18 protein-coding genes are annotated in these 18,883 nt (G+C 60.9%); 11 read left to right on the top strand and 7 right to left on the bottom strand.

All coding sequences use genetic code 11. The features are described from left to right. Nucleotides 1-148: 148 nt before the first annotated feature. From rpiB to ACI77I_RS24940, 3 genes are all read left to right on the top strand, one after another. Nucleotides 149-610 carry a ribose 5-phosphate isomerase B gene (gene rpiB, locus ACI77I_RS24950; RefSeq protein ID WP_242150422.1) on the top strand — a complete coding sequence of 154 codons (462 nt, stop codon included), beginning with the start codon at nt 149-151 and terminating at the stop codon, nt 608-610. A gap of 63 nt (nt 611-673) precedes the next feature. Continuing rightward, on the top strand, nt 674-1,654 hold the full coding sequence (locus ACI77I_RS24945) for a sugar-binding transcriptional regulator (RefSeq protein ID WP_094951639.1): 981 nt from the start codon (nt 674-676) through the stop codon (nt 1,652-1,654). Between the two features lie 392 nt (nt 1,655-2,046). After that, complete coding sequence (locus tag ACI77I_RS24940) at nt 2,047-3,612, top strand: TerC family protein (RefSeq protein WP_406998822.1); 1,566 nt, start codon at nt 2,047-2,049, stop codon at nt 3,610-3,612. Here the strand turns inward: ACI77I_RS24940 and ACI77I_RS24935 are convergent. After that, on the bottom strand, nt 3,593-4,003 hold the full coding sequence (locus tag ACI77I_RS24935) for a thioredoxin domain-containing protein (RefSeq protein WP_094951637.1): 411 nt from the start codon (nt 4,001-4,003) through the stop codon (nt 3,593-3,595). The two genes, ACI77I_RS24940 and ACI77I_RS24935, sit on opposite strands and share 20 nt — an antisense overlap. 91 nt (nt 4,004-4,094) lie before the next feature. After that, nucleotides 4,095-4,343, bottom strand: a complete 249-nt coding sequence (locus tag ACI77I_RS24930; protein WP_094951636.1) for a hypothetical protein — start codon at nt 4,341-4,343, stop codon at nt 4,095-4,097. A gap of 356 nt (nt 4,344-4,699) precedes the next feature. On the opposite strand from ACI77I_RS24930, the gene ACI77I_RS24925 reads away from it, so the two are divergent. The 8 genes from ACI77I_RS24925 to ACI77I_RS24890 all read left to right on the top strand — a co-directional run bounded on the left by ACI77I_RS24925 (nt 4,700) and on the right by ACI77I_RS24890 (nt 11,334). Then, on the top strand, nt 4,700-5,548 hold the full coding sequence (locus ACI77I_RS24925; RefSeq protein WP_094951635.1) for a transporter substrate-binding domain-containing protein: 849 nt from the start codon (nt 4,700-4,702) through the stop codon (nt 5,546-5,548). Nucleotides 5,549-5,599: 51 nt separating this feature from the next. Then, nucleotides 5,600-6,262: an amino acid ABC transporter permease gene (locus ACI77I_RS24920; protein ID WP_028616418.1), complete on the top strand. Its 663-nt coding sequence runs from the start codon at nt 5,600-5,602 to the stop codon at nt 6,260-6,262. Between the two features lie 11 nt (nt 6,263-6,273). After that, nucleotides 6,274-6,936 (top strand): amino acid ABC transporter permease, encoded by a 663-nt coding sequence (locus ACI77I_RS24915; protein WP_094951634.1) that lies wholly within the window; start codon nt 6,274-6,276, stop codon nt 6,934-6,936. Then, nucleotides 6,933-7,715: an amino acid ABC transporter ATP-binding protein gene (locus tag ACI77I_RS24910; RefSeq protein ID WP_094951633.1), complete on the top strand. Its 783-nt coding sequence runs from the start codon at nt 6,933-6,935 to the stop codon at nt 7,713-7,715. The genes ACI77I_RS24915 and ACI77I_RS24910 overlap by 4 nt, the downstream gene beginning before the upstream one ends. A gap of 14 nt (nt 7,716-7,729) precedes the next feature. Then, nucleotides 7,730-8,119, top strand: coding sequence for a RidA family protein (locus tag ACI77I_RS24905; RefSeq protein WP_094951632.1), 390 nt, complete (start codon nt 7,730-7,732; stop codon nt 8,117-8,119). Between the two features lie 207 nt (nt 8,120-8,326). Then, on the top strand, nt 8,327-9,091 hold the full coding sequence (locus tag ACI77I_RS24900) for an IclR family transcriptional regulator (protein ID WP_094951630.1): 765 nt from the start codon (nt 8,327-8,329) through the stop codon (nt 9,089-9,091). Between the two features lie 8 nt (nt 9,092-9,099). After that, the gene (locus ACI77I_RS24895) at nt 9,100-10,308 is read left to right on the top strand and encodes an amino acid deaminase (RefSeq protein WP_094951629.1); all 1,209 of its coding nucleotides are present in this window, start codon (nt 9,100-9,102) and stop codon (nt 10,306-10,308) included. A 117-nt stretch (nt 10,309-10,425) separates the two neighbouring features. Further along, nucleotides 10,426-11,334 (top strand): sugar kinase, encoded by a 909-nt coding sequence (locus ACI77I_RS24890; protein ID WP_094951628.1) that lies wholly within the window; start codon nt 10,426-10,428, stop codon nt 11,332-11,334. A 34-nt stretch (nt 11,335-11,368) separates the two neighbouring features. Here ACI77I_RS24890 and ACI77I_RS24885 read toward each other — a convergent pair whose 3' ends face one another. From ACI77I_RS24885 to ACI77I_RS24865, 5 genes are all read right to left on the bottom strand, one after another. After that, nucleotides 11,369-11,644 (bottom strand): peptidylprolyl isomerase, encoded by a 276-nt coding sequence (locus ACI77I_RS24885; RefSeq protein ID WP_003174397.1) that lies wholly within the window; start codon nt 11,642-11,644, stop codon nt 11,369-11,371. A 50-nt stretch (nt 11,645-11,694) separates the two neighbouring features. Then, nucleotides 11,695-14,232 carry a PAS domain-containing protein gene (locus ACI77I_RS24880; RefSeq protein ID WP_263273321.1) on the bottom strand — a complete coding sequence of 846 codons (2,538 nt, stop codon included), beginning with the start codon at nt 14,230-14,232 and terminating at the stop codon, nt 11,695-11,697. 137 nt (nt 14,233-14,369) lie between these two features. Continuing rightward, on the bottom strand, nt 14,370-16,328 hold the full coding sequence (locus ACI77I_RS24875) for an acetoacetate--CoA ligase (protein ID WP_406998820.1): 1,959 nt from the start codon (nt 16,326-16,328) through the stop codon (nt 14,370-14,372). A gap of 142 nt (nt 16,329-16,470) precedes the next feature. Continuing rightward, entirely contained in the window at nt 16,471-17,244 is a 774-nt protein-coding gene (locus ACI77I_RS24870) for a 3-hydroxybutyrate dehydrogenase (protein ID WP_406998818.1), read from the bottom strand. Between the two features lie 7 nt (nt 17,245-17,251). Next, nucleotides 17,252-18,643, bottom strand: a complete 1,392-nt coding sequence (locus tag ACI77I_RS24865) for a GntP family permease (RefSeq protein WP_406998816.1) — start codon at nt 18,641-18,643, stop codon at nt 17,252-17,254. Between the last annotated feature and the right edge of the window lie 240 nt (nt 18,644-18,883).

Here is an 18,883-nt window from a genome sequence, read left to right as displayed (position 1 = left end):
ATCGCCCCTATATAGGGCTTTGACTGCGAGGTCAGTTAAAACTCGCTTGACAGGAAGGGCGGAATACCCGCGAAATGACTGAGCGAAATTTCATTGAGTGATCATATGATCAGTCATAAGTACGATCACGGCAGCGGAGCCAGACGCCATGAACACACCTTTCCCGGTGGCTATCGGATGCGATGAAGCGGGTTTTGAGCTCAAAGAGCTGTTGAAGCGCCATATCGAGGCGTTGGGTTACCCGGTGACCGACTTCGGCACCCACTCCACCGCGCCGGTGCTGTACCCGGACATCGCCCTGGCGGTGGCCAATGCCATCAATGCCGGGCAGCAGCGCCTGGGCGTGCTGGTGTGTGGCACCGGGATAGGCATGGCTATCTCGGCCAATAAGGTGCTGGGCATTCGGGCTGCGCAGGCGCATGACACGTATTCGGCGGAGCGGGCGCGCAAGAGCAACGATGCGCAGATCCTGTCCATCGGCGCGCGGGTGATCGGCGCAGAGCTGGCCAAAAGCATCGTCACCTCGTTCCTGGCGTCGGAGTTCGAGGCGGCGCGCTCCGGGGCCAAGGTGGCGCGCATCAATGCGATCGAGCGTGATGGGCATCAGTAGTGGACGGCGCGGGGTAAGAGTCGGGAGAATGCGCCTTTGACGCCGAAACGGAAGCCCGTCCCCATGAGTGAGAGTACCCAGCGCATCGCCAGCGATATCGATCAGATGACCGAAGTGGCGATGCTCTATTACCTCGAGAACGTCACTCAGGAAGCCATCGCCAAACGCTTCGACCTGTCACGCGCCAAGGTCAGTCGCCTGCTCAAGCGTGCGCGCGATGAAGGGATTGTCGAAGTGCGCGTGTTGCAGCACCCGGCGATGAACAACGAGCTGGAGCGGGCGCTGGTGGAACGCTTCAAGCTCGACCGGGCGTTGATCGCCGTCGACCACAGCGACCCCGACACCCAGCGCTCGGCCGTTGCCAGTCTGGTGGCCAACTACCTGAATAAAACCCTGAGTGACGGCATGATCGTCGCGGTGGGCATGGGGCGTAATGTGGGTGCGGTGGCTGACAACGTGTTTTTGCCGGTGACGCGCAATTGCACATTTGTCTGTGCCATCGGCGGTTCGCTCAAGGCTGGCGAGTACATGAACCCCGACCATATCTGCCGCCGCCTGGCCCTGCGCTTTGGCGGCGAGAGTGAAAGCCTGTACGCCCCGGCACTGGTGGCGAACCCGGAACTGCGTGGGGTGTTGATCAATAACGACACGGTGCGCTCGACCCTGGACCGGGCGCGGCGGGCGGACATTGCGCTGATTGGCATTGGCGATATGAGCGAAAACAGCAACATGGTGCGCATGGGCTGGTTCTCGCCGCAGGAAATCGCCCAGGCGCGGTTGTCCGGTACGGTGGGCGACATGATGGGCTATGACTTTATCGACATTCACGGGCAGCCGGCGGTCAACGCGATTCAAGGGCGGGTGATCGGGTTGACGGTGCAGGAGTTGTTTCGCATCCCGGATGTGGTGGCGATTGCCAGTGAGAACACCAAGGCGGCGGCGACGCTGGGGGCGTTGCGGTCGGGGGTGATTAATACCCTCGCAACCACGGTGACGAATGCGCATACGATTTTGGCGTTGGATGATGCAACGCGTAAAAGCTGATTCAACACCGATTAAAATGTGGGATCGGGCGTGTGTGGGAGCTGGCTTGCCTGCGATAGCATCACCTCGGTCTTGTTGATAGACCGAGTGGCCTGCATCGCGGGCAGGCCCGGCTCCCACAGGTTTCTGTGGGGGTGAGAGGGTTGATTACAGATCTTGTAATAGTTTTATGTTGTGGGGAATTTGGGTTTGGGTTGTAGGATTTGAGTCCTTTTGTCATTTCAGGACTTGCATGAACACCCTCTCGGAGCCTCCCGGTCGTCTTTCCCCAAGACACCCACTGCCGCTGTTTCCGCTAAAGCATCCCGTATTCCGACTGCTAACATTGTCCCGGTCCACTGACCGCGCTTTGCCGTGTCTGGCACTCTGAAATCTATTACGAGACTCTATAAATGGAATGGTTAGCGGATCCAACGGCCTGGCTCGGCCTGTTGACCTTGATTGTGCTGGAACTGGTGCTGGGCATCGACAACCTGGTGTTTATCGCGATCCTGGCGGACAAGTTGCCGCCGGAGCAGCGCGACCGGGCGCGGTTGATCGGTTTGTCCCTGGCGCTGTTGATGCGCCTGGGCTTGCTGGCGAGTATTTCCTGGTTGGTGACGCTGACCCAGCCATTGTTCGAGGTGTTCGACAAGAGCTTCTCCGGCCGTGACCTGATCATGCTGTTCGGTGGTGTGTTCCTGTTGTTCAAGGCCACCATGGAATTGCACGAGCGCCTTGAAGGCCATGTGGCCCAGCGCTCGGGCAATGTGGCGTATGCGATGTTCTGGCCGATCGTGGCGCAGATCGTGGTGCTCGACGCAGTGTTCTCCCTCGACGCGGTGATTACCGCCGTGGGCATGGTCGATGAGCTGGCGGTGATGATGATCGCGGTGATTGTCTCCATCGGCCTGATGATCGTGGCCAGCAAGCCGCTGACCCGCTTCGTCAATGCGCACCCGACGGTGATCATGCTGTGCCTGGGCTTCTTGATGATGATTGGTTTCGCCCTGACTGCCGAAGGCTTGGGCTTCCATATTCCGAAGGGCTACCTGTATGCGGCGATTGGTTTCTCGATTCTGATCAAGGTGTTCAACCAGATTGCCCGTGCCCGTCGCAAGAAGTCGGCGCAAGGCACCTTGCCAGTTCGTCAGCGTACCGCGCATGCGGTGATGCGTTTGCTGGGCGGTCGCAGTCTGGCAGTGGAGGGCATGGATGACGAGGTTGCCGACCTGATGGGCGAGCCGGACGCGACCCAGGGCCCGCTGTTCGACCGACGCGAGCGCGTGATGATCAGCGGCGTGCTGCAATTGGCCGAGCGGCCGATCCGCACCTTGATGACACCACGGGCGCAGGTTGACTGTATCGATCTGGCGGACGATCCCGACACTATTCGCCTGAAACTGATGCATTCGTCCTACTCGCGGCTGCCGTTGATCCGCAATGGTGCCGTTGATGAGCCATTAGGCTTCGTGCATAAGAAGGAACTGCTCAAGGAATACCTGGCCGGCAACGAGCCGAACCTGGAACACCTGGCGCGCCGTGCGATTAACCTGCTGGAGAGTTTTTCGATCCTCAACGCCCTGGAGCAGATGCGCCAGGAATCCACCCACATTGCGTTCGTGATCAACGAATTCGGCGATTTCATGGGCGTGTTGAGCATGACCGACATTCTCGAATCCATCGCCGGTGAATTGCCGGATGCCAGCGAGATTGAAGGGCCGGATATCGTCGAGGAAGGTCAAGGTTTTCGCGCCAATGGCGCCTTGAACCTCAACCAGATTCGCCAGCGCACCGGCTTCAAGGCCGTGGCCACCGACGATTATCAGACCCTCGCAGGTTTAGTGATGAGCCTGCTGGACCGCCTGCCGATGGTCGGCGACAGCCTGGAGCATGAAGGCTGGCGCCTTACCGTGGCGGCGGTGGAGGAGCGGCGAGTTACGCAGGTGTTGTTAATGGCTAGTGCGCCTGCGATTTAAGCCGGTGTGTGCCATGTAGGTGATGCTTGGGGTTGTGCAGGGATGATGTCGGCCGTTTGTGCGTGTTTGCGTAGCGCATAAACGTCCGCATCAGCCGTTTTACCTGGCCCTCGTAGACGCCAAAGCCCTTGAGTTTTTCCTGCAGCTGCCCATTGAGATAAATCAACAGCGTCGGTGTGCCTCCCACCTCTGGGTGCCTCGGCGTATTGGCGCAGTCGAGCACCAGGCTGACGACGTCCGGATACCTGGCAGCGATCAGTTCGAATAGCTCCACCGCGTCCGGGCAGGCAGGACAAGACTGCGAGGCAAACAGCAGGAACACGGGGTGGTGGGTGCTCAGAACTCTCTGATAGTCCTCGGCATTGGCAATGGTTGCGTTGGTGATCCCCATGGCAGTCTCCTTTTCTGACAGCATTCGTTTCGGCCAACGCTAAGTCGAGAGAGCACCACCGTCTACTGTCAACCTTCACAGGTAGACAGCTTCACGCATCCTCCGCACGCTCCACGCGTTCGCGAGCTTTGCGCGCCTGGCTCGCGCATTTCTTATATTCCTCGTTATCCCGCGACGCCTTCGCCTTGCGGTAACCATGATGGTTCTGGCTGGTGTAGTCCGTGCTGAAGGCCTCCTTGAGCTTGGTCAATTCTTCCTTGCATTCACGCCGATCATTGCTGGCCGAAGCCGTGCCGGCCGCCAAACAGCACAGCAAAACCACACTAAGGCTTAACTTCATCACGCCAGGCTCCTAAAGACAGATTTCCCTCAGCCTAGCCCAGCCCAAAAAATCAGCCAGAGCCCGGCAAAGAAACCCTTTGTGGGATCGGCGCACAGCCCCGCGACGGTGCACGGTAACGCCTCAATGGTGCACCCCATAACCCTGTCACCGCACTGTGTGGCCTTGAGTAGCAAACTGCTCCCACCTGCTGGCCCAGCGCGTTACTCCCCGAAAAATTTATCTACCTGATTTAAAACGAATTAATCCCCGACATGTTTTTCTCCTACAGCGTATGGCACACTTTCTGCTGTCTATTCCGTTGTTACATACCAAGTTCCGGTATAGCGGAATACACAACTCCTGGAGTGCTTGTCATGCATCACCGACCTTCCGTGTTTAAAGCGTGTGTTTTTCTCTTCGCCGCATCGGCTTCCCTCGCAAGCGTTGTGCAAGCGGCGGACAGCAAGCTCGATGATGTGCTCAAGCGTGGGCATCTCATCGTGGGTACAGGCAGTACCAATGCGCCGTGGCACTTCCAGGGAGCGGATGGCAAGTTGCAGGGTTTTGATATCGATATCGGCCGCATCGTGGCCAAGGGTTTGTTCAACGACCCGAGCAAGGTCGAGTTTGTGGTGCAGTCCTCCGACGCGCGTATTCCCAACCTGCTGACCAATAAGGTCGACATGAGTTGCCAGTTCATCACCGTTACCGCCAGCCGTGCGCAGCAGGTGGCCTTTACCTTGCCGTACTACCGCGAAGGCGTGGGCCTGCTGTTGCCGAATAACAGCAAATACAAAGAAATCGAAGACCTGCAGGCGGGCGGCGATGGCGTCACCGTGGCCGTGCTGCAAAACGTCTACGCCGAAGAACTGGTGCACCAGGCACTGCCCAAGGCCAAGGTTGACCAATACGACAGCGTCGACCTGATGTACCAGGCCGTGAACTCCGGCCGCGCCGATGCTGCTGCCACCGACCAATCCTCGGTCAAGTACCTGATGGTGCAGAACCCAGGCCGCTACCGCAGCCCGACCTACGCCTGGAGCCCGCAAACCTATGCGTGCGCGGTCAAGCGTGGCGACCAGGACTGGCTGAACTTCGTCAACACTGCGTTACATGAAGCCATGACCGGCGTGGAGTTCCCCACCTACAAAGCCTCGTTCAAACAGTGGTTCGGTGTGGATTTGCCAGAGCCGGCGATCGGCTTCCCGGTTGAGTTCAAGTAAATCGTAACCCTGGGGCGTCGCTGACGACGCCCCAATCAGGTACTGCCGACCATGAACTATCAGTTGAACTTTGCCGCCGTGTGGCGTGATTTTCCCAGCTTGCTGGCGGGGCTCGGCCTGGGCCTTGAGCTGGCATTGCTGTCGATCGCGATTGGCTGCGTGATCGGCTTGATGATGGCGTTTGCCATGCTGTCCAAACACCGCGCGTTGCGAATCTTCGCCTCGGTGTATGTGACGGTAGTGCGCAATACGCCGATCCTTGTGCTGATCCTGTTGATCTACTTCGCACTGCCGTCACTGGGCATTCGTCTGGATAAAATCCCATCCTTCATCATTACCCTGTCGTTGTACGCCGGTGCTTACCTGACCGAAGTGTTCCGCGCCGGGCTGTTGAATATTCCCAAGGGCTTGCGTGAAGCCGGCCTGGCGATTGGCTTGGGTGAGTGGCGTATCCGCGCCTACATCACCGTGCCGGTGATGCTGCGCAACGTGCTGCCGGCGCTGTCGAACAACTTCATTTCGCTGTTCAAGGACACCTCGTTGGCCGCTGCGATTGCCGTGCCGGAGCTGACCTATTACGCCCGCAAGATCAACGTCGAAAGCTACCGGGTGATTGAAACCTGGATGGTCACGACCGCGCTCTACGTGGCTGCCTGTTACCTCATTGCCATGCTGCTCCGTTACCTGGAACAGCGTCTGGCGATCCGTCGTTAAGGAGGGTTTCCATGTACGAGTCCCCAAGCGTGTTGCATGAGTTGTGGATCGCCCGGGACACCCTGTGGGCGGGCTTTCAGGCCAGCGTGTATGTGTCTGCGCTGGCAATTATCTTCGGCACGCTGATCGGCATTGTCGCCGGGTTGATCCTGACCTACGGCAAATTCTGGATGCGCGCGCCGTTTCGTCTGTATGTCGATCTGATCCGTGGCACACCGGTGTTTGTACTGGTGTTGGCGTGTTTCTACATGCTGCCGGCGCTCGGTTGGCAGATCACCGCGTTCCAGGCCGGCGCCGTCGGGCTGACGTTGTTCTGCGGCTCCCACGTCTCGGAAATTGTGCGCGGTGCGCTGCAGGCCATTCCCCGTGGGCAACTGGAGGCGGGCAAGGCGATTGGCCTGACGTTCTACCAATCCCTGGGCTACGTGCTGTTGCCTCAAGCGCTGCGCCAGATCCTGCCGACCTGGGTCAATTCCTCCACGGAAATCGTCAAGGCCTCGACCTTGCTCTCGGTGATCGGTGTGGCCGAACTGCTGCTGAGCACCCAGCAAGTGATTGCGCGTACCTTCATGACTCTGGAGTTCTACCTGTTCGCCGGGTTTCTGTTCTTTGTCATCAACTACGCCATCGAGTTATTCGGGCGCTACATTGAAAAGCGGGTGGCCTTGCCATGAACCAACCTCAAAAAGAACAACCGCTGCTGAACATTCGCGGCCTGCGTAAACAGTACGGCGAGGTCGAAGTGCTCAAGGGCGTCGACCTGTCCATGCAACGCGGCAACGTGGTGACATTGATCGGCTCCAGCGGCTCGGGCAAGACCACGCTGCTGCGTTGCGTCAACCTGCTGGAAGAATTCCAGGGTGGGCAGATCACCCTGGACGGCGAGTCCATCGGCTACAGTGAGATCGCCGGCAAGCGCGTGCGTCACCCCGAGCGCGTGATCGCCCAGCACCGCGCGATGACCGGCATGGCCTTCCAGCAGTTCAACCTGTTCCCGCACCTGACGGCCTTGCAAAACGTCACCCTCGGCCTGCTCAAGGTCAAGAAGATGGGCAAGGACGAAGCCGTGGCCCTGGCCGAAAAATGGCTGGACCGCGTCGGCCTGCTGGAGCGGCGCAACCACTTCCCCGGTCAGTTGTCCGGCGGCCAGCAACAGCGCGTGGCGATTGCCCGTGCGATTGCGATGAACCCAAGCCTGATGCTGTTCGACGAAGTCACCTCCGCCCTCGACCCGGAGTTGGTGGGCGAGGTGCTCAGCGTGATTAAGGGCTTGGCGGAGGAGGGCATGACCATGCTGCTGGTCACCCACGAAATGCGCTTTGCCTATGAAGTATCAGACAAGATCGTATTCATGAACCAGGGCCGTATTGAAGAGCAGGGCAGCGCGAAGGACATCTTCGAGCGCCCGCAATCGCCGCGCCTGGCGGAATTTTTGAAGAACATTCGTTTTTAATCAGGAGCAACTTTATGAGCATTACTCGTTACGGCACCGGCAGCACCGCCGGCGGTGGCCAACCTCGTCCTTTCGCACGTGCAGTGGAAGCGGACGGCTGGCTCTACGTCTCGGGCCAGGTGCCAGCGGTGGACGGTGAAATCATCAGCGGTGGCATCGTCGAACAGACCCGCCAGACCATGCGCAATGTGGTGGCGATCCTCGAAGAAGCCGGCTTTGAACTCAAAGACGTCGTGCGCGTGGGTGTGTGGTTGGAAGACCCACGGGACTTCTGGAGTTTCAACAAAGTCTTCGGCGAATACTTCACCCCAGAACACGCCCCGGCGCGCGCCTGTGTGCAGGCCAACATGATGGTGGACTGCAAGGTTGAGATTGATTGCGTGGCCTACAAGAAAAAAGGCTAAATGCTCGTTCCCACGCTCTGCGTGGGAACGTCGCCCTGGACGCTCTGCGTCCGCTTCTGTGACGCAGAGCGTCACGGTATGCCTTCCCACGCAGAGCGTGGGAACGATCATGGCTGCCTTGTAGCGCGCGCTATTGTGGCGAGGGAGCAAGCTCCCTCGCCACAGGGTTATCACTAGCTTTTAGACTTTGACCGGACCGAAACTGCCATGACCGAAGACACCATCAAACGCCGCGCCAAAGGCCTGGACCGTGCATTCGACATCCTCGATTTCCTCAAGGAAATCGGCCAGCCCCTGCGCCCGAATGATATCGCCAGCGGCATAGGCAGCCCCAAATCCACGGTCTACGAACTGGTCGCGTCGTTGCTGGAACGGCGCATCCTCGAAACCGTAGGCAAGGACGGTCACGTCTACCTCGGCCGCCAGCTGTACTTCCTCGGCCAGGCGCACCTGCGCCATTTCGACCTGACCCGCGAGGCCGACCATGCCTTGCAGGAAATCGTCAGCCAAACCCACGAAACCGCGCAAATGTGCCTGCTCAACGGGCGCAAATACACGGTGGCGCTGATGCGCGAAGGCGAGCGGCATTTTCGCATCTCGTCGGACATCGGCGAAAACGCGCCAATCCCGTGGACAGCTTCCGGGCGCCTGCTGCTGGGGCACTTGAGCGACCAGCAAATCATCGACCTGATCGACTACGACGATTTCATCCTGCCGGACGGCCAGCGCCTGCCGTTGGAAACCTTCCTGGCGCAAATCCGCCAGGCCACCCTCGATGGGTTCTTCTCCTTCGACAGCGTGGCCGACACCTTTACCCATTGCTTTGCCGCCCCGGTGCGGGACGCGCAGGGCATCAGCATTGCGACCTTGTGCATCGTTGCCCCACGGGCCGACGCGCTTAAAAATTACAACGACTATCGCCGGGTGTTGATCGACAGCGCCAACAACCTGGCCCGTCGCATCAACGAATAGGAGTTTTTATGTCTGCCCTCAATGCCGTTGAAAAAGGCGCCGCCGCCGTTGGCGCTCACTTGGTCCGCGACGTCAGCCTGCCGGCTCTGGTGCTGCATCGCGACGCCCTGGAACACAACATTCGCTGGATGCAGGCATTTGTCAGCAACAGCGGCGCAGAACTTGCACCCCACGGCAAAACCAGCATGATGCCGGCGCTGTTTCAGCGCCAGATTGAGGCGGGCGCCTGGGGCATCACCCTCGCTAACGCGGTGCAAACCCGCGCCGCCTATGCCGGTGGCGTGCGCCGCGTGTTGATGGCCAACCAACTGGTCGGCGCGCCGAACATGGCGTTGATTGCCGACCTGCTGGCCGACAACGATTTCGACTTCCACTGCATGGTCGATCACCCGGACAACGTCGCCGACCTGGGCCTGTTCTTCGCCGCCCGTGGCCTGCGCTTGAACGTGATGATTGAGTACGGCGTGGTCGGTGGCCGTTGCGGTTGCCGCAGCGAGCAGGAGGTGCGCGAGTTGGCCACGGCGATCAAAGCCCAGCCAGCCTTGGCCCTCACCGGCATTGAAGGCTACGAAGGCGTGATCCACGGCGAGCACGCCGTCAGCGGTATCCGCGACTTCGCCGCCAGCCTGGTGCGCCTGGCCGTCGACCTGCAAAACAATGGTTCTTTCGACCTGCCCAAGCCGATCATCACCGCCTCGGGTTCGGCGTGGTACGACCTGATCGCCGAGTCGTTCGAGAGCCAGAACGCCGCCGGCCGCTTCCTCAGCGTGTTGCGCCCGGGCAGTTACGTGGCCCACGACCACGGCATCTACAAAGAGGCGCAATGCTGCGTGCTCGACCGCCGCAGCGACCTCAACGAAGGCCTGCGCCCGGCGCTGGAAATCTGGGCCCACGTGCAATCGATGCCCGAGCCAGGCTTTGCGGTCATCGCCCTGGGCAAACGCGACGTGGCCTACGACGCCGGCTTGCCGGTGCCGCTCAAGCGCTACAAGGCCGGTATCCTGCCGGCTGAAGGCGATGACGTGAGCGCCTGCAAAGTCACCGCAGTGATGGACCAGCACGCGTTCATGACCGTTGCGCCTGGGGTTGAGTTGCGTATTGGCGACATCATTTCCTTCGGCACTTCACACCCGTGCCTGACCTTCGACAAGTGGCAAGTGGGCTGCCTGGTGGATGAGCAGTTGCAGGTGGTTGAGTCATTGCATACCTGCTTCTAAACCGCGTCGCGCCCATCGCAGGCAAGCCAGCTCCCACATTGGAATTGTGAATACATTTCAAATGTGGGAGCTGGCTTGCCTGCGATGAGGCCTTAACGCCCACCAGAGACATTGGCTATGAACACACAACCGCGTATCGCCCTCATCGGCGAATGCATGATCGAACTCCAACACCGCGCCGATGCAAGCCTGCAACAAAGCTTCGGCGGCGACACCCTGAACGCGGCGGTGTACCTGCGCCGTGAGCTGGGCGATGTCGGCACGGTCGACTACGTCACCGCCCTGGGCGATGACAGCTTTAGCGATGCCATGTGCAAGCACTGGGCCGAAGAAGGCCTGGGCCTGGGCATGGTGCAGCGCCTGCCCGGGCGTTTGCCAGGTTTGTACTGCATCCAGACGGACGCGAACGGTGAACGCAAATTCCTCTACTGGCGCAACGAAGCCGCTGTGCGCGACTGCTTCACCACGCCGGCCGCCGAGCCGATCCTGGCCGCCCTGGCGGATTACGACGTGGTGTATTTCAGCGGCATCACCCTGGCGGTGCTGGGTGAAGTCGGGCGTGCTCGTTTACTGCAAACCCTGATCGAAACCCGCAAGCGCGGTGGCCAGGTGGTGTTCGACAACAACTATCGCCCGCGTTTGTGGGCCAGCGTCGAGGCGGCGCGCGCGGCCTATCACACGGTGTTGGCCGAAGTGGATATCGCCTTGCTGACCGAGGACGACGAGCGTGCGTTGTTTGGCTACGCCGACAGCGAGCAGGTGTTTGCGGCGTACCCGGCGATGGCAGAGGTGGTGCTCAAGCGCGGGGCGCAGGCGTGTTTGATCCGCTGCGCGGGCGAGCGCTTTGCCGTGCCGGCGCTGAAGGTTGAGAAGGTGGTGGACACCACGGCGGCGGGGGATTCGTTCAGTGCGGCGTATTTGGCCAGTCGGCTGAAGGGTGGTTCGCCAGAGGCGGCGGCCTTGGCTGGGCATCGGTTGGCGAGCCGGGTTATCCAGGTGCCCGGAGCACTGATCCCTAAACACTGATCGTTCCCACGCGAAGCGTGGGAACGATCGCTGGTCAGTCGCGGTAAAACACCTGCACCAAGTGGTACCCAAACTTGCTCTTGATCGGCCCATGCACCACTTTCACCGGCTTCTTGAAGATCACCGCATCAATCGCCCCCACCATCTGCCCCGGCCGCACTTCACCCAGGTCACCGCCGCGCTTGCCGGACGGGCAGGTCGAGTACTTTTTGGCCAGCACATCAAACGCTTCGCCCTTGGCAATGCGCTGCTTGAGCTGTTCGGCTTCTTCACTGGTTTTCACCAGGATGTGACGGGCTTGGGCTTTCATGTTGTTACCTTGCAACGGTCAAACGTAAGGGCGCGCGATTATGCCTGAACTCATTCGTTGACGCTGATCATGCTGCGGATTTTTGTCGCCAGCAAGTCGATGGAAAACGGCTTGGCGACCATGTCCATGCCGTCTTCCAGGAAGCCTTGGCGCTCGGCGGCTTTTTCGGCGTAACCGGTCATGAACAACACGCGCAGGCCGGGCCGATGCTGGCGGGCGATTTCTGCCAGTTGCCTGCCGTTCATGCCCGGCAGGCCGACGTCGGTGACCAGCAAGTCCACGCGCAAATCCGACTCCAGCAACGGCAGCGCCGCGCGTGCGTCGGCTGCCTGGTGCGCGGTGTAGCCCAATTCATCCAGCACGTTGACCACCAACATGCGCACCGCAGGGTCATCCTCGACGACAACCACCGCCTCACCGGCCAGCGCAAGCGGGGCTTCGCTCAGGTGTTGCGGCAGGTTGCTCTCCAAGGCCGTGCCATGCAGGCGCGGCAGGTACAGGCGTACGCAGGTGCCTTGGCCGGGCTCGCTTTGAATGGTCACGTGGCCGCCGGACTGCTGGGCGAAGCCGTAGATCATCGACAGCCCCAGACCGGTGCCCTGGCCGATGGGCTTGGTGGTGAAGAACGGGTCAAACGCCTTGGCCAGAATCTTTGGCGCCATGCCGCTGCCGTTGTCACTCACGCCGAGCATCACGTAATCGCCGGCCTTGACCGGTTCCAGCGTGGTGATGTCGGTGCCGTCCAAGTAACTGTTGGCGGTTTCGATCAACAATTCGCCGCCGTCAGGCATTGCATCACGCGCGTTGATCACCAGGTTGAGCAGGGCGTTTTCCAGCTGGCTGGCATCGGTGTTGACCGGCCAGATATCTTTGCCTAGTTCCACCTTGAGCGCGATGTGCGCGCCCTTGGTGCGCCGGAACAAGTCTTCCAGGGACGCCACCAGCGTGTTTGGGTCGAGCGGGCGCCGGTCCAGCGACTGGCGGCGTGAGAACGCCAGCAGCCGATGGGTGAGGGCGGCCGCGCGGTGGGCAGAGGACACCGCCGCGTCGGTAAACCGGCCGATCTCGTCACTGCGCCCGGCGGCGATATAGCGCTGCATCAGGTCGAGGCTGCCGATAATGCCGGTGAGCATATTGTTGAAGTCATGGGCGATGCCGCCGGTGAGTTGGCCCACCGCTTCCATCTTCTGCGCATGGCGCAGCGCATCTTCGGCACGCTCGCGTTCGAACATCTCGTTTTGCAGGCGCTGGTTGGCCTCGGCCAGCGCCTGGGTGCGCTGGGCCACCCGTTCTTCGAGGTTTTCGTTGAGGTTGCGCAGGGCTTCTTCGGTGAGTTTGCGTTCGGTTTCATCGATGACAAAGATGTAGAAACCGTTCACCGAGCCGTCATTGCTGAAGCGCGGCAGGTACTTCATCAACGCATGGCGCGGCCGACCGTCGTGGTGCGGCGTAACCGTCATGAAGCTGCACGCCTTGCCTCGCAGGGCGGCGGCGATCTTGTCCTCGCGCCCGGCATACAGTTCGTCGCCGATGATTTCGCGGATGCTCTTGCCGTACAACTCCTGCGGCGTCATGCCGTACCATTCCAGGTACGCGCTGTTGTTCAAGCGAAAGCGTTCTTCATGGTCGACGTAGCCGATCAGCACCGGCATGGCGTTGATGATCAGCTGCAGCTCGGTCTGGCTTTGGCGCAGGGCCTGTTCAGTGTGTTTGCGTTCGGTCAGGTCCAGCGCCGCGCCTAAAAAGCGCGCCGGGCGGCCTTGGTGATCCTTGTAGCAACGGCCACGGGCAAACACCCAGCGCACTTGGCCGTCGGCTTGCAACAGGCGGTACTCCTCGGCGTACTCGGTGCCGAAGGTGATGCAGTGCTTGATGCTGCGCGCCACCATGCCACGGTCTTCGGGGTGCACGCCGTGCAGGTAGTCGCTGATCGGCAAGAGGTCGGCATCACTCGGGTCAACGCCGTGCAGGTAGGCGAAGTGGGCGTCGGCGACAAAACGGTCTTCGCCGATGTCCCAATCCCAGGTGCCGACCGCATCGGTCGCCGCGAGTGCCAGTTGCAGGCGTTGCTCGGAGTTGTGCTGGGCCTTGAGGCTGTCTTCGGAGCGCTGTTGCAGCTCCAAGGCTTTGCTGCGGCGTTCGTTGGTTTCGATGGCGGTGACCAGGATGCCGGCGACGGCGCCGCTTTCATCACGGACCGGGCTGTAAGTGAGGTCGAGCCAGATTTCAGTGTCGCGATGGTGGCGTTGCAGCACGAAACGCTGTTCGCTGAAGCTGCGCACCTGGCCGCTCAGCACCGCGTCGTAGACCGGCGCGGTGAAGCTCGCCAGTTCCGGCCAGGTCTCGTGGGCCGGCTGGCCCATGGCGCCGGGGTGCTTGTTGCCTGCGAGTCGGGCAAAACTGTCGTTGTACAGCTGGGTGAGTTGGCCGCCCCACAGCAGCAGCATCGGCATCGGTGAGTTGACGACGATATCCACCGCTGTGCGCAGGCTTTGTGGCCAATCATTGGCCGCACCGAGGGGGCTTTGCGCCCAGTCCAGCCGTGCAATCAATGCAGCAGCTTCGCTACCGGTGGATGTTGCGTTCATGAAAAAACCCTACGCATAACACTTTGAAAAACCACAAAAGCCGATTATCCCGCGAGTCGGGAACGGCTGACTACCCCTCGAAAAATAGCATGCATTGGGGCTTTGTCTTCAAATGAGTGCTTTTGCGCTGAAACCTTTCATCCTTCAGCCAGCTCGGGGCGATGGCGAAATTGCTCCAAGGCCTGCGGGTTTGCCAGGGCATCGGTGTTCTTCACCGGCTCGCCATGCACCACGTTACGCACCGCGAGTTCGACGATCTTGCCGCTGAGGGTGCGCGGGATATCGCTGACAGCGAGGATCTTCGCCGGCACGTGGCGCGGCGTGGTGTTGGCGCGGATCACCTGGCGAATCTGCTGCTGCAGGGCCTCATCGAGTTCGACGCCGTCATTGAGGCGCACAAACAGCACCACGCGCACATCGTCCTGCCAGCGTTGGCCGATGGCCAGGCTTTCCAGCACCTGCGGGACCTTTTCCACCTGGCGATAAATCTCCGCCGTGCCGATGCGCACGCCGCCGGGGTTAAGCACCGCGTCAGAGCGGCCGTGGATGAGCAGGCTGCCATTCGGGCGCTGCTCGGCGTAGTCGCCCTGGGCCCACACCCCGGGAAACTGGCTGAAATACGAGGCGCGCAGTTTTTTCTGCTGCGGGTCATTCCACAGGCCAATCGGCATGGCCGGAAAGTGCCGGGTGCACACCAACTCGCCTTTTTCGCCGATCAGCGGCTTGCCCTGGTCGTCCCACACTTCGATGGCCATCGCCAGGCTCTTGCATTGCATCTCACCACGGCGCACCGGCAGCACCGGGTTGCCGATCACAAAACAGGAGACGATATCGGTGCCGCCGGACATCGACGACAGGCACAGCTCGCCCTTGATTTCGCGGTACACGTAGTCATAGCTTTGCGGCGATAGCGGCGAGCCCGTCGAGATCAGGCCCTTGAGGCTGCTCAGGTCGTGGCTCAAGCGTGGTTGCAGCCCGGCGTTCTCCAGGGTGGCGAGGAACTTGGGGCTGGTGCCGAACACGCTGATTTTTTCCGCGTCGATCAGGTCGACCAAGCGCGCAGGCCCTGGGTGAAACGGTGAGCCGTCATACAGCACCGCCGTGGCGCCGAGGGCCAGTACCGACACCAGCCAGTTCCACATCATCCAGCCGCAGGTGGTGTAGTAGAACAGGCAGTCCTCGCGCGACAGATCGGCGTGCAGGCCGTGCTCCTTGAGGTGGGTGAGCAGCACGCCGCCGGTGCCGTGGATGATGCACTTGGGCACGCCGGTGGTGCCGCTGGAATAGAGGATGTACAGCGGGTGATCGAACGGCACCGCAACGAAATCGGGCACGCCGTTGGGTTGGTAAAAGTCACGCCACAGCGCGACCTTGGCCGGGGTCCGATAGTCTTCGGCGCGCGCTTGCGGCCGCGCATAGGGCACGATAATCAACTGTTCGAGGGACGGCAGGCGTTCGAGGATTTCATTCAGTTTGGCCGTCTGGTCGATGTCCTTGCCGGCATAGCGGTAACCCGCGCAGGTGATCAACACCTTGGGTTCGATCTGGCCAAACCGATCGATCACGCCTTGGGTGCCGAAGTCCGGCGACGAGCACGACCATATCGCCCCGAGGCTGGTGGTGGCGAGCATGCCCACCAGGGTTTGCCAGGTGTTGGGCATGCACGCGGCCACGCGGTCGCCCACGCCGACACCGGCCGCGCGCAGGCTGTGTTGCAGGCCGGCGACGTGTTCGGCCAGTTCGGCGTAGGTCAGCTGTTCGCGCTGGCCGTCCTCGCTGATCGCGACCACCGCCGGGTGATCGTCGCGTCGGCGCAGCAGGTGTTCGGCAAAGTTCAGGGTGGCGCCGGGGAACCACTGGGCGTTGGGCATCTCAGTGTCTTCGATCAACGTCGTGGTGGGCGGGCTGCGAAACGCTACGTCGAAGAACGCGATGATGGCCTGCCAAAAGTCGGGGCGCTGGTCGATGCTCCATTGGTGCAGGGCAGGGTAGTCGGGCAGCTGCAGGCCGTGACGCTCATTGATAAAGCGCCGGAACTGGTCCATGCGCGTGTTGCGAATACGTTCGGGGGAGGGTTGCCAGAGGATTTCGGACATCAGCAAAGTCTCTTGTTCTTGTATCAATCTACCCAACAACACAGCGCCAAACTGTGGGAGCTGGCTTGCCTGCGATAGCGGTGTATCAGTCATGCATGAGCCAGGTGACCCAGCGCCCACATTTGATCTTCAGTGTCTGTTTTTATTGGGCCAGCCAGCCGCCGTCGATGTTCCACGCGGCACCACGCACCTGGGCGCCCGCCTCACTGCACAAAAACAACACCAACTCACCCAGCTGCGGCGGCGTCACAAACTCCAGCGACGGCTGTTTCTCCGAGAGCAAATCATGCTGCGCCTGCTGCGGGCCCACGCCTTTGGCTGCGCGGTCATCAATCTGCTTCTGCACCAACGGCGTCAGCACCCAGCCCGGGCAGATGGCGTTGCAGGTGACGTTACTGGTGGCGGTTTCCAGGCCCACCACCTTGGTCAAACCGATCACCCCATGCTTGGCCGCCACATACGCGGCCTTGCCCACCGAACCGACCAGGCCATGCACGGAGGCGATGTTGACGATGCGCCCCCAGCCCTTGGCCTTCATGCCTGGCAAACTCAAGCGCGTGCTGTGGAACACCGAAGACAGGTTGATCGCGATAATCGAGTCCCAGCGTTCGGCCGGGAAGTCTTCCACCGCCGACACATGTTGGATGCCGGCGTTGTTGACCAGAATGTCCACGCCGCCGAACTCACGATCGGCGTAGGCGATCATGTCGGCGATCTGTGCCGGGTCGCTGACGTCGGCCGGGTGGTGGCCGACCTTGCCGCCGAACGCCTGCACCTGGGCGATCACCGCGCTGGCGTCGCCAAAGCCGTTGAGGATCAGGTTGGCGCCGGCCTTGGCCAGGCTCAGCGCGATGCCCAAACCGATGCCGCTGGTGGAGCCGGTAACCAGGGCGGTCTTGCCGTTCAAAGTCGTCATGAAAACCTCACACAATGCCGGTGGCGTAGAAAGTACCGATCACCACGAACACCGCAAGGGTCTTGATAATCGTGATGCCGAAAATGTCCTTGTAGGCTTCGCGGTGGGTCAGCCCGGTCACCGCCAGCAGCGTGATCACCGCGCCGTTGTGAGGCAGGGTGTCCATGCCGCCGCTGGCCATGGCCGCGACCCGGTGCAGCACTTCAAGGGGGATATTGGCCGCATGGGCCGCCGAAATAAAGCTCTCGGACATCGCCGCCAGGGCAATGCTCATGCCGCCGGAGGCGGAACCGGTGATGCCGGCCAGCAAGGTCACTGTAATCGCTTCGTTGACCAGCGGATTGGGGATGCCCTTGAGCCAGTCCGCCAGCACCAGAAAGCCCGGCAACGAGGCGATCACCGCGCCAAAGCCGTATTCCGACGCGGTGTTCATCGCCGCCAGCAGCGCACCGCTCACCGCGCTTTTACTGCCTTCGGCGAGCTTGCTGCGAATTGCCGACCAGCCGAATACCAACACCATCACGATGCCGACCAGTAACGCCGCCTGCACCGCCCAGATCGCTGTGAGCTTGGCGATTTCGGTGGTCACCGGCGCGCTCATGCCCGGCAGGCTGAGGCTGTGGGTTTTGCCGTACCACTGTGGGATCCAGTGGGTGAACAGCAGGTTCATCACGCCCACCAGCAGCAGCGGCGACAGTGCGATCCACGGGTTAGGCAGGGCGATATTTTCAGCAGTTTCCGGCTCGTTGCGCAGCTCGGTGCCGTAGCCTTCACCGGCACGCTGGGCCTTGTTGCGCTGGCGCGCCAGGTAGAGCATGCCGGCACAGAACACGAAGATCGTGCCGATCAAGCCCAGCCACGGCGCGGCCCACGCGGTGGTGTTGAAGAAGGTGCTGGGGATGATGTTCTGGATCTGCGGCGTGCCGGGCAGGGCGTCCATGGTGAACGAGAACGCGCCGACGGCGATGGTCGCCGGGATCAGGCGCTTGGGGATATTGCTCTGACGGAACATCTCCGCCGCAAACGGGTACACCGCAAACACCACCACAAACAGCGAGACGCCGCCGTAGGTGAGCAGGGCGCAAACCAGCACGATCACCAGCATCGCCTGGCGCGTGCCGAGCAAACGGATCGCGGCGGCGACGATGGCGCGCGAGAAGCCCGACAGTTCGATCAGCTTGCCGAACACCGCGCCGAGCAGGAATACCGGGAAATACAGTTTGATGAACCCGACCATTTTTTCCATGAACACCCCGGTAAACGCAGGGGCGACGGCGGACGGGTCGGTGAGCAGGACGGCGCCGAGGGCGGCGATGGGGGCAAACAGGATAACGCTGTAGCCACGGTAGGCGGCCAGCATCAGCAGCGCGAGGGCTGCCAGGGCAATGATCACACTCATGGTGTGTCTCCAGATCGAATTGTTATTTTTGTGGGGTGGTGCTTTGGAGAGGGCTATAGCTAGATGTGTGCCAACACATTAACGTGTTGAAATATAAGGATATTATTTTTACTTTAAGCTGCGTTTTTGAATTTTGTCTCTATTTGGAGACAGGTGAATATTCAATGTGGGGGCTGGCTTGGCTGCGATGGCCATAGGTATCTACACATCTTTTTATGGGTTGAATTCTTTGGTTGTCGC

Source organism: Pseudomonas sp. D47, from assembly GCF_045447305.1.
Lineage (GTDB): Bacteria > Pseudomonadota > Gammaproteobacteria > Pseudomonadales > Pseudomonadaceae > Aquipseudomonas.
The sequence above is the reverse complement of the archived record's forward strand: the minus strand, read 5'-3'. Positions and strand labels throughout refer to the sequence as shown.

Bases quoted from the DNA above. Each gene is read 5' to 3' on its own strand.
- rpiB (WP_242150422.1), top strand. From the start codon at position 149: ATGAACACACCTTTCCCGGTGGCTATCGGATGCGATGAAGCGGGTTTT.
- ACI77I_RS24945 (WP_094951639.1), top strand. From the start codon at position 674: ATGAGTGAGAGTACCCAGCGCATCGCCAGCGATATCGATCAGATGACC.
- ACI77I_RS24940 (WP_406998822.1), top strand. From the start codon at position 2,047: ATGGAATGGTTAGCGGATCCAACGGCCTGGCTCGGCCTGTTGACCTTG.
- ACI77I_RS24935 (WP_094951637.1), bottom strand. From the start codon at position 4,003: ATGGGGATCACCAACGCAACCATTGCCAATGCCGAGGACTATCAGAGA.
- ACI77I_RS24930 (WP_094951636.1), bottom strand. From the start codon at position 4,343: ATGAAGTTAAGCCTTAGTGTGGTTTTGCTGTGCTGTTTGGCGGCCGGC.
- ACI77I_RS24925 (WP_094951635.1), top strand. From the start codon at position 4,700: ATGCATCACCGACCTTCCGTGTTTAAAGCGTGTGTTTTTCTCTTCGCC.
- ACI77I_RS24920 (WP_028616418.1), top strand. From the start codon at position 5,600: ATGAACTATCAGTTGAACTTTGCCGCCGTGTGGCGTGATTTTCCCAGC.
- ACI77I_RS24915 (WP_094951634.1), top strand. From the start codon at position 6,274: ATGTACGAGTCCCCAAGCGTGTTGCATGAGTTGTGGATCGCCCGGGAC.
- ACI77I_RS24910 (WP_094951633.1), top strand. From the start codon at position 6,933: ATGAACCAACCTCAAAAAGAACAACCGCTGCTGAACATTCGCGGCCTG.
- ACI77I_RS24905 (WP_094951632.1), top strand. From the start codon at position 7,730: ATGAGCATTACTCGTTACGGCACCGGCAGCACCGCCGGCGGTGGCCAA.
- ACI77I_RS24900 (WP_094951630.1), top strand. From the start codon at position 8,327: ATGACCGAAGACACCATCAAACGCCGCGCCAAAGGCCTGGACCGTGCA.
- ACI77I_RS24895 (WP_094951629.1), top strand. From the start codon at position 9,100: ATGTCTGCCCTCAATGCCGTTGAAAAAGGCGCCGCCGCCGTTGGCGCT.
- ACI77I_RS24890 (WP_094951628.1), top strand. From the start codon at position 10,426: ATGAACACACAACCGCGTATCGCCCTCATCGGCGAATGCATGATCGAA.
- ACI77I_RS24885 (WP_003174397.1), bottom strand. From the start codon at position 11,644: ATGAAAGCCCAAGCCCGTCACATCCTGGTGAAAACCAGTGAAGAAGCC.
- ACI77I_RS24880 (WP_263273321.1), bottom strand. From the start codon at position 14,232: ATGAACGCAACATCCACCGGTAGCGAAGCTGCTGCATTGATTGCACGG.
- ACI77I_RS24875 (WP_406998820.1), bottom strand. From the start codon at position 16,328: ATGTCCGAAATCCTCTGGCAACCCTCCCCCGAACGTATTCGCAACACG.
- ACI77I_RS24870 (WP_406998818.1), bottom strand. From the start codon at position 17,244: ATGACGACTTTGAACGGCAAGACCGCCCTGGTTACCGGCTCCACCAGC.
- ACI77I_RS24865 (WP_406998816.1), bottom strand. From the start codon at position 18,643: ATGAGTGTGATCATTGCCCTGGCAGCCCTCGCGCTGCTGATGCTGGCC.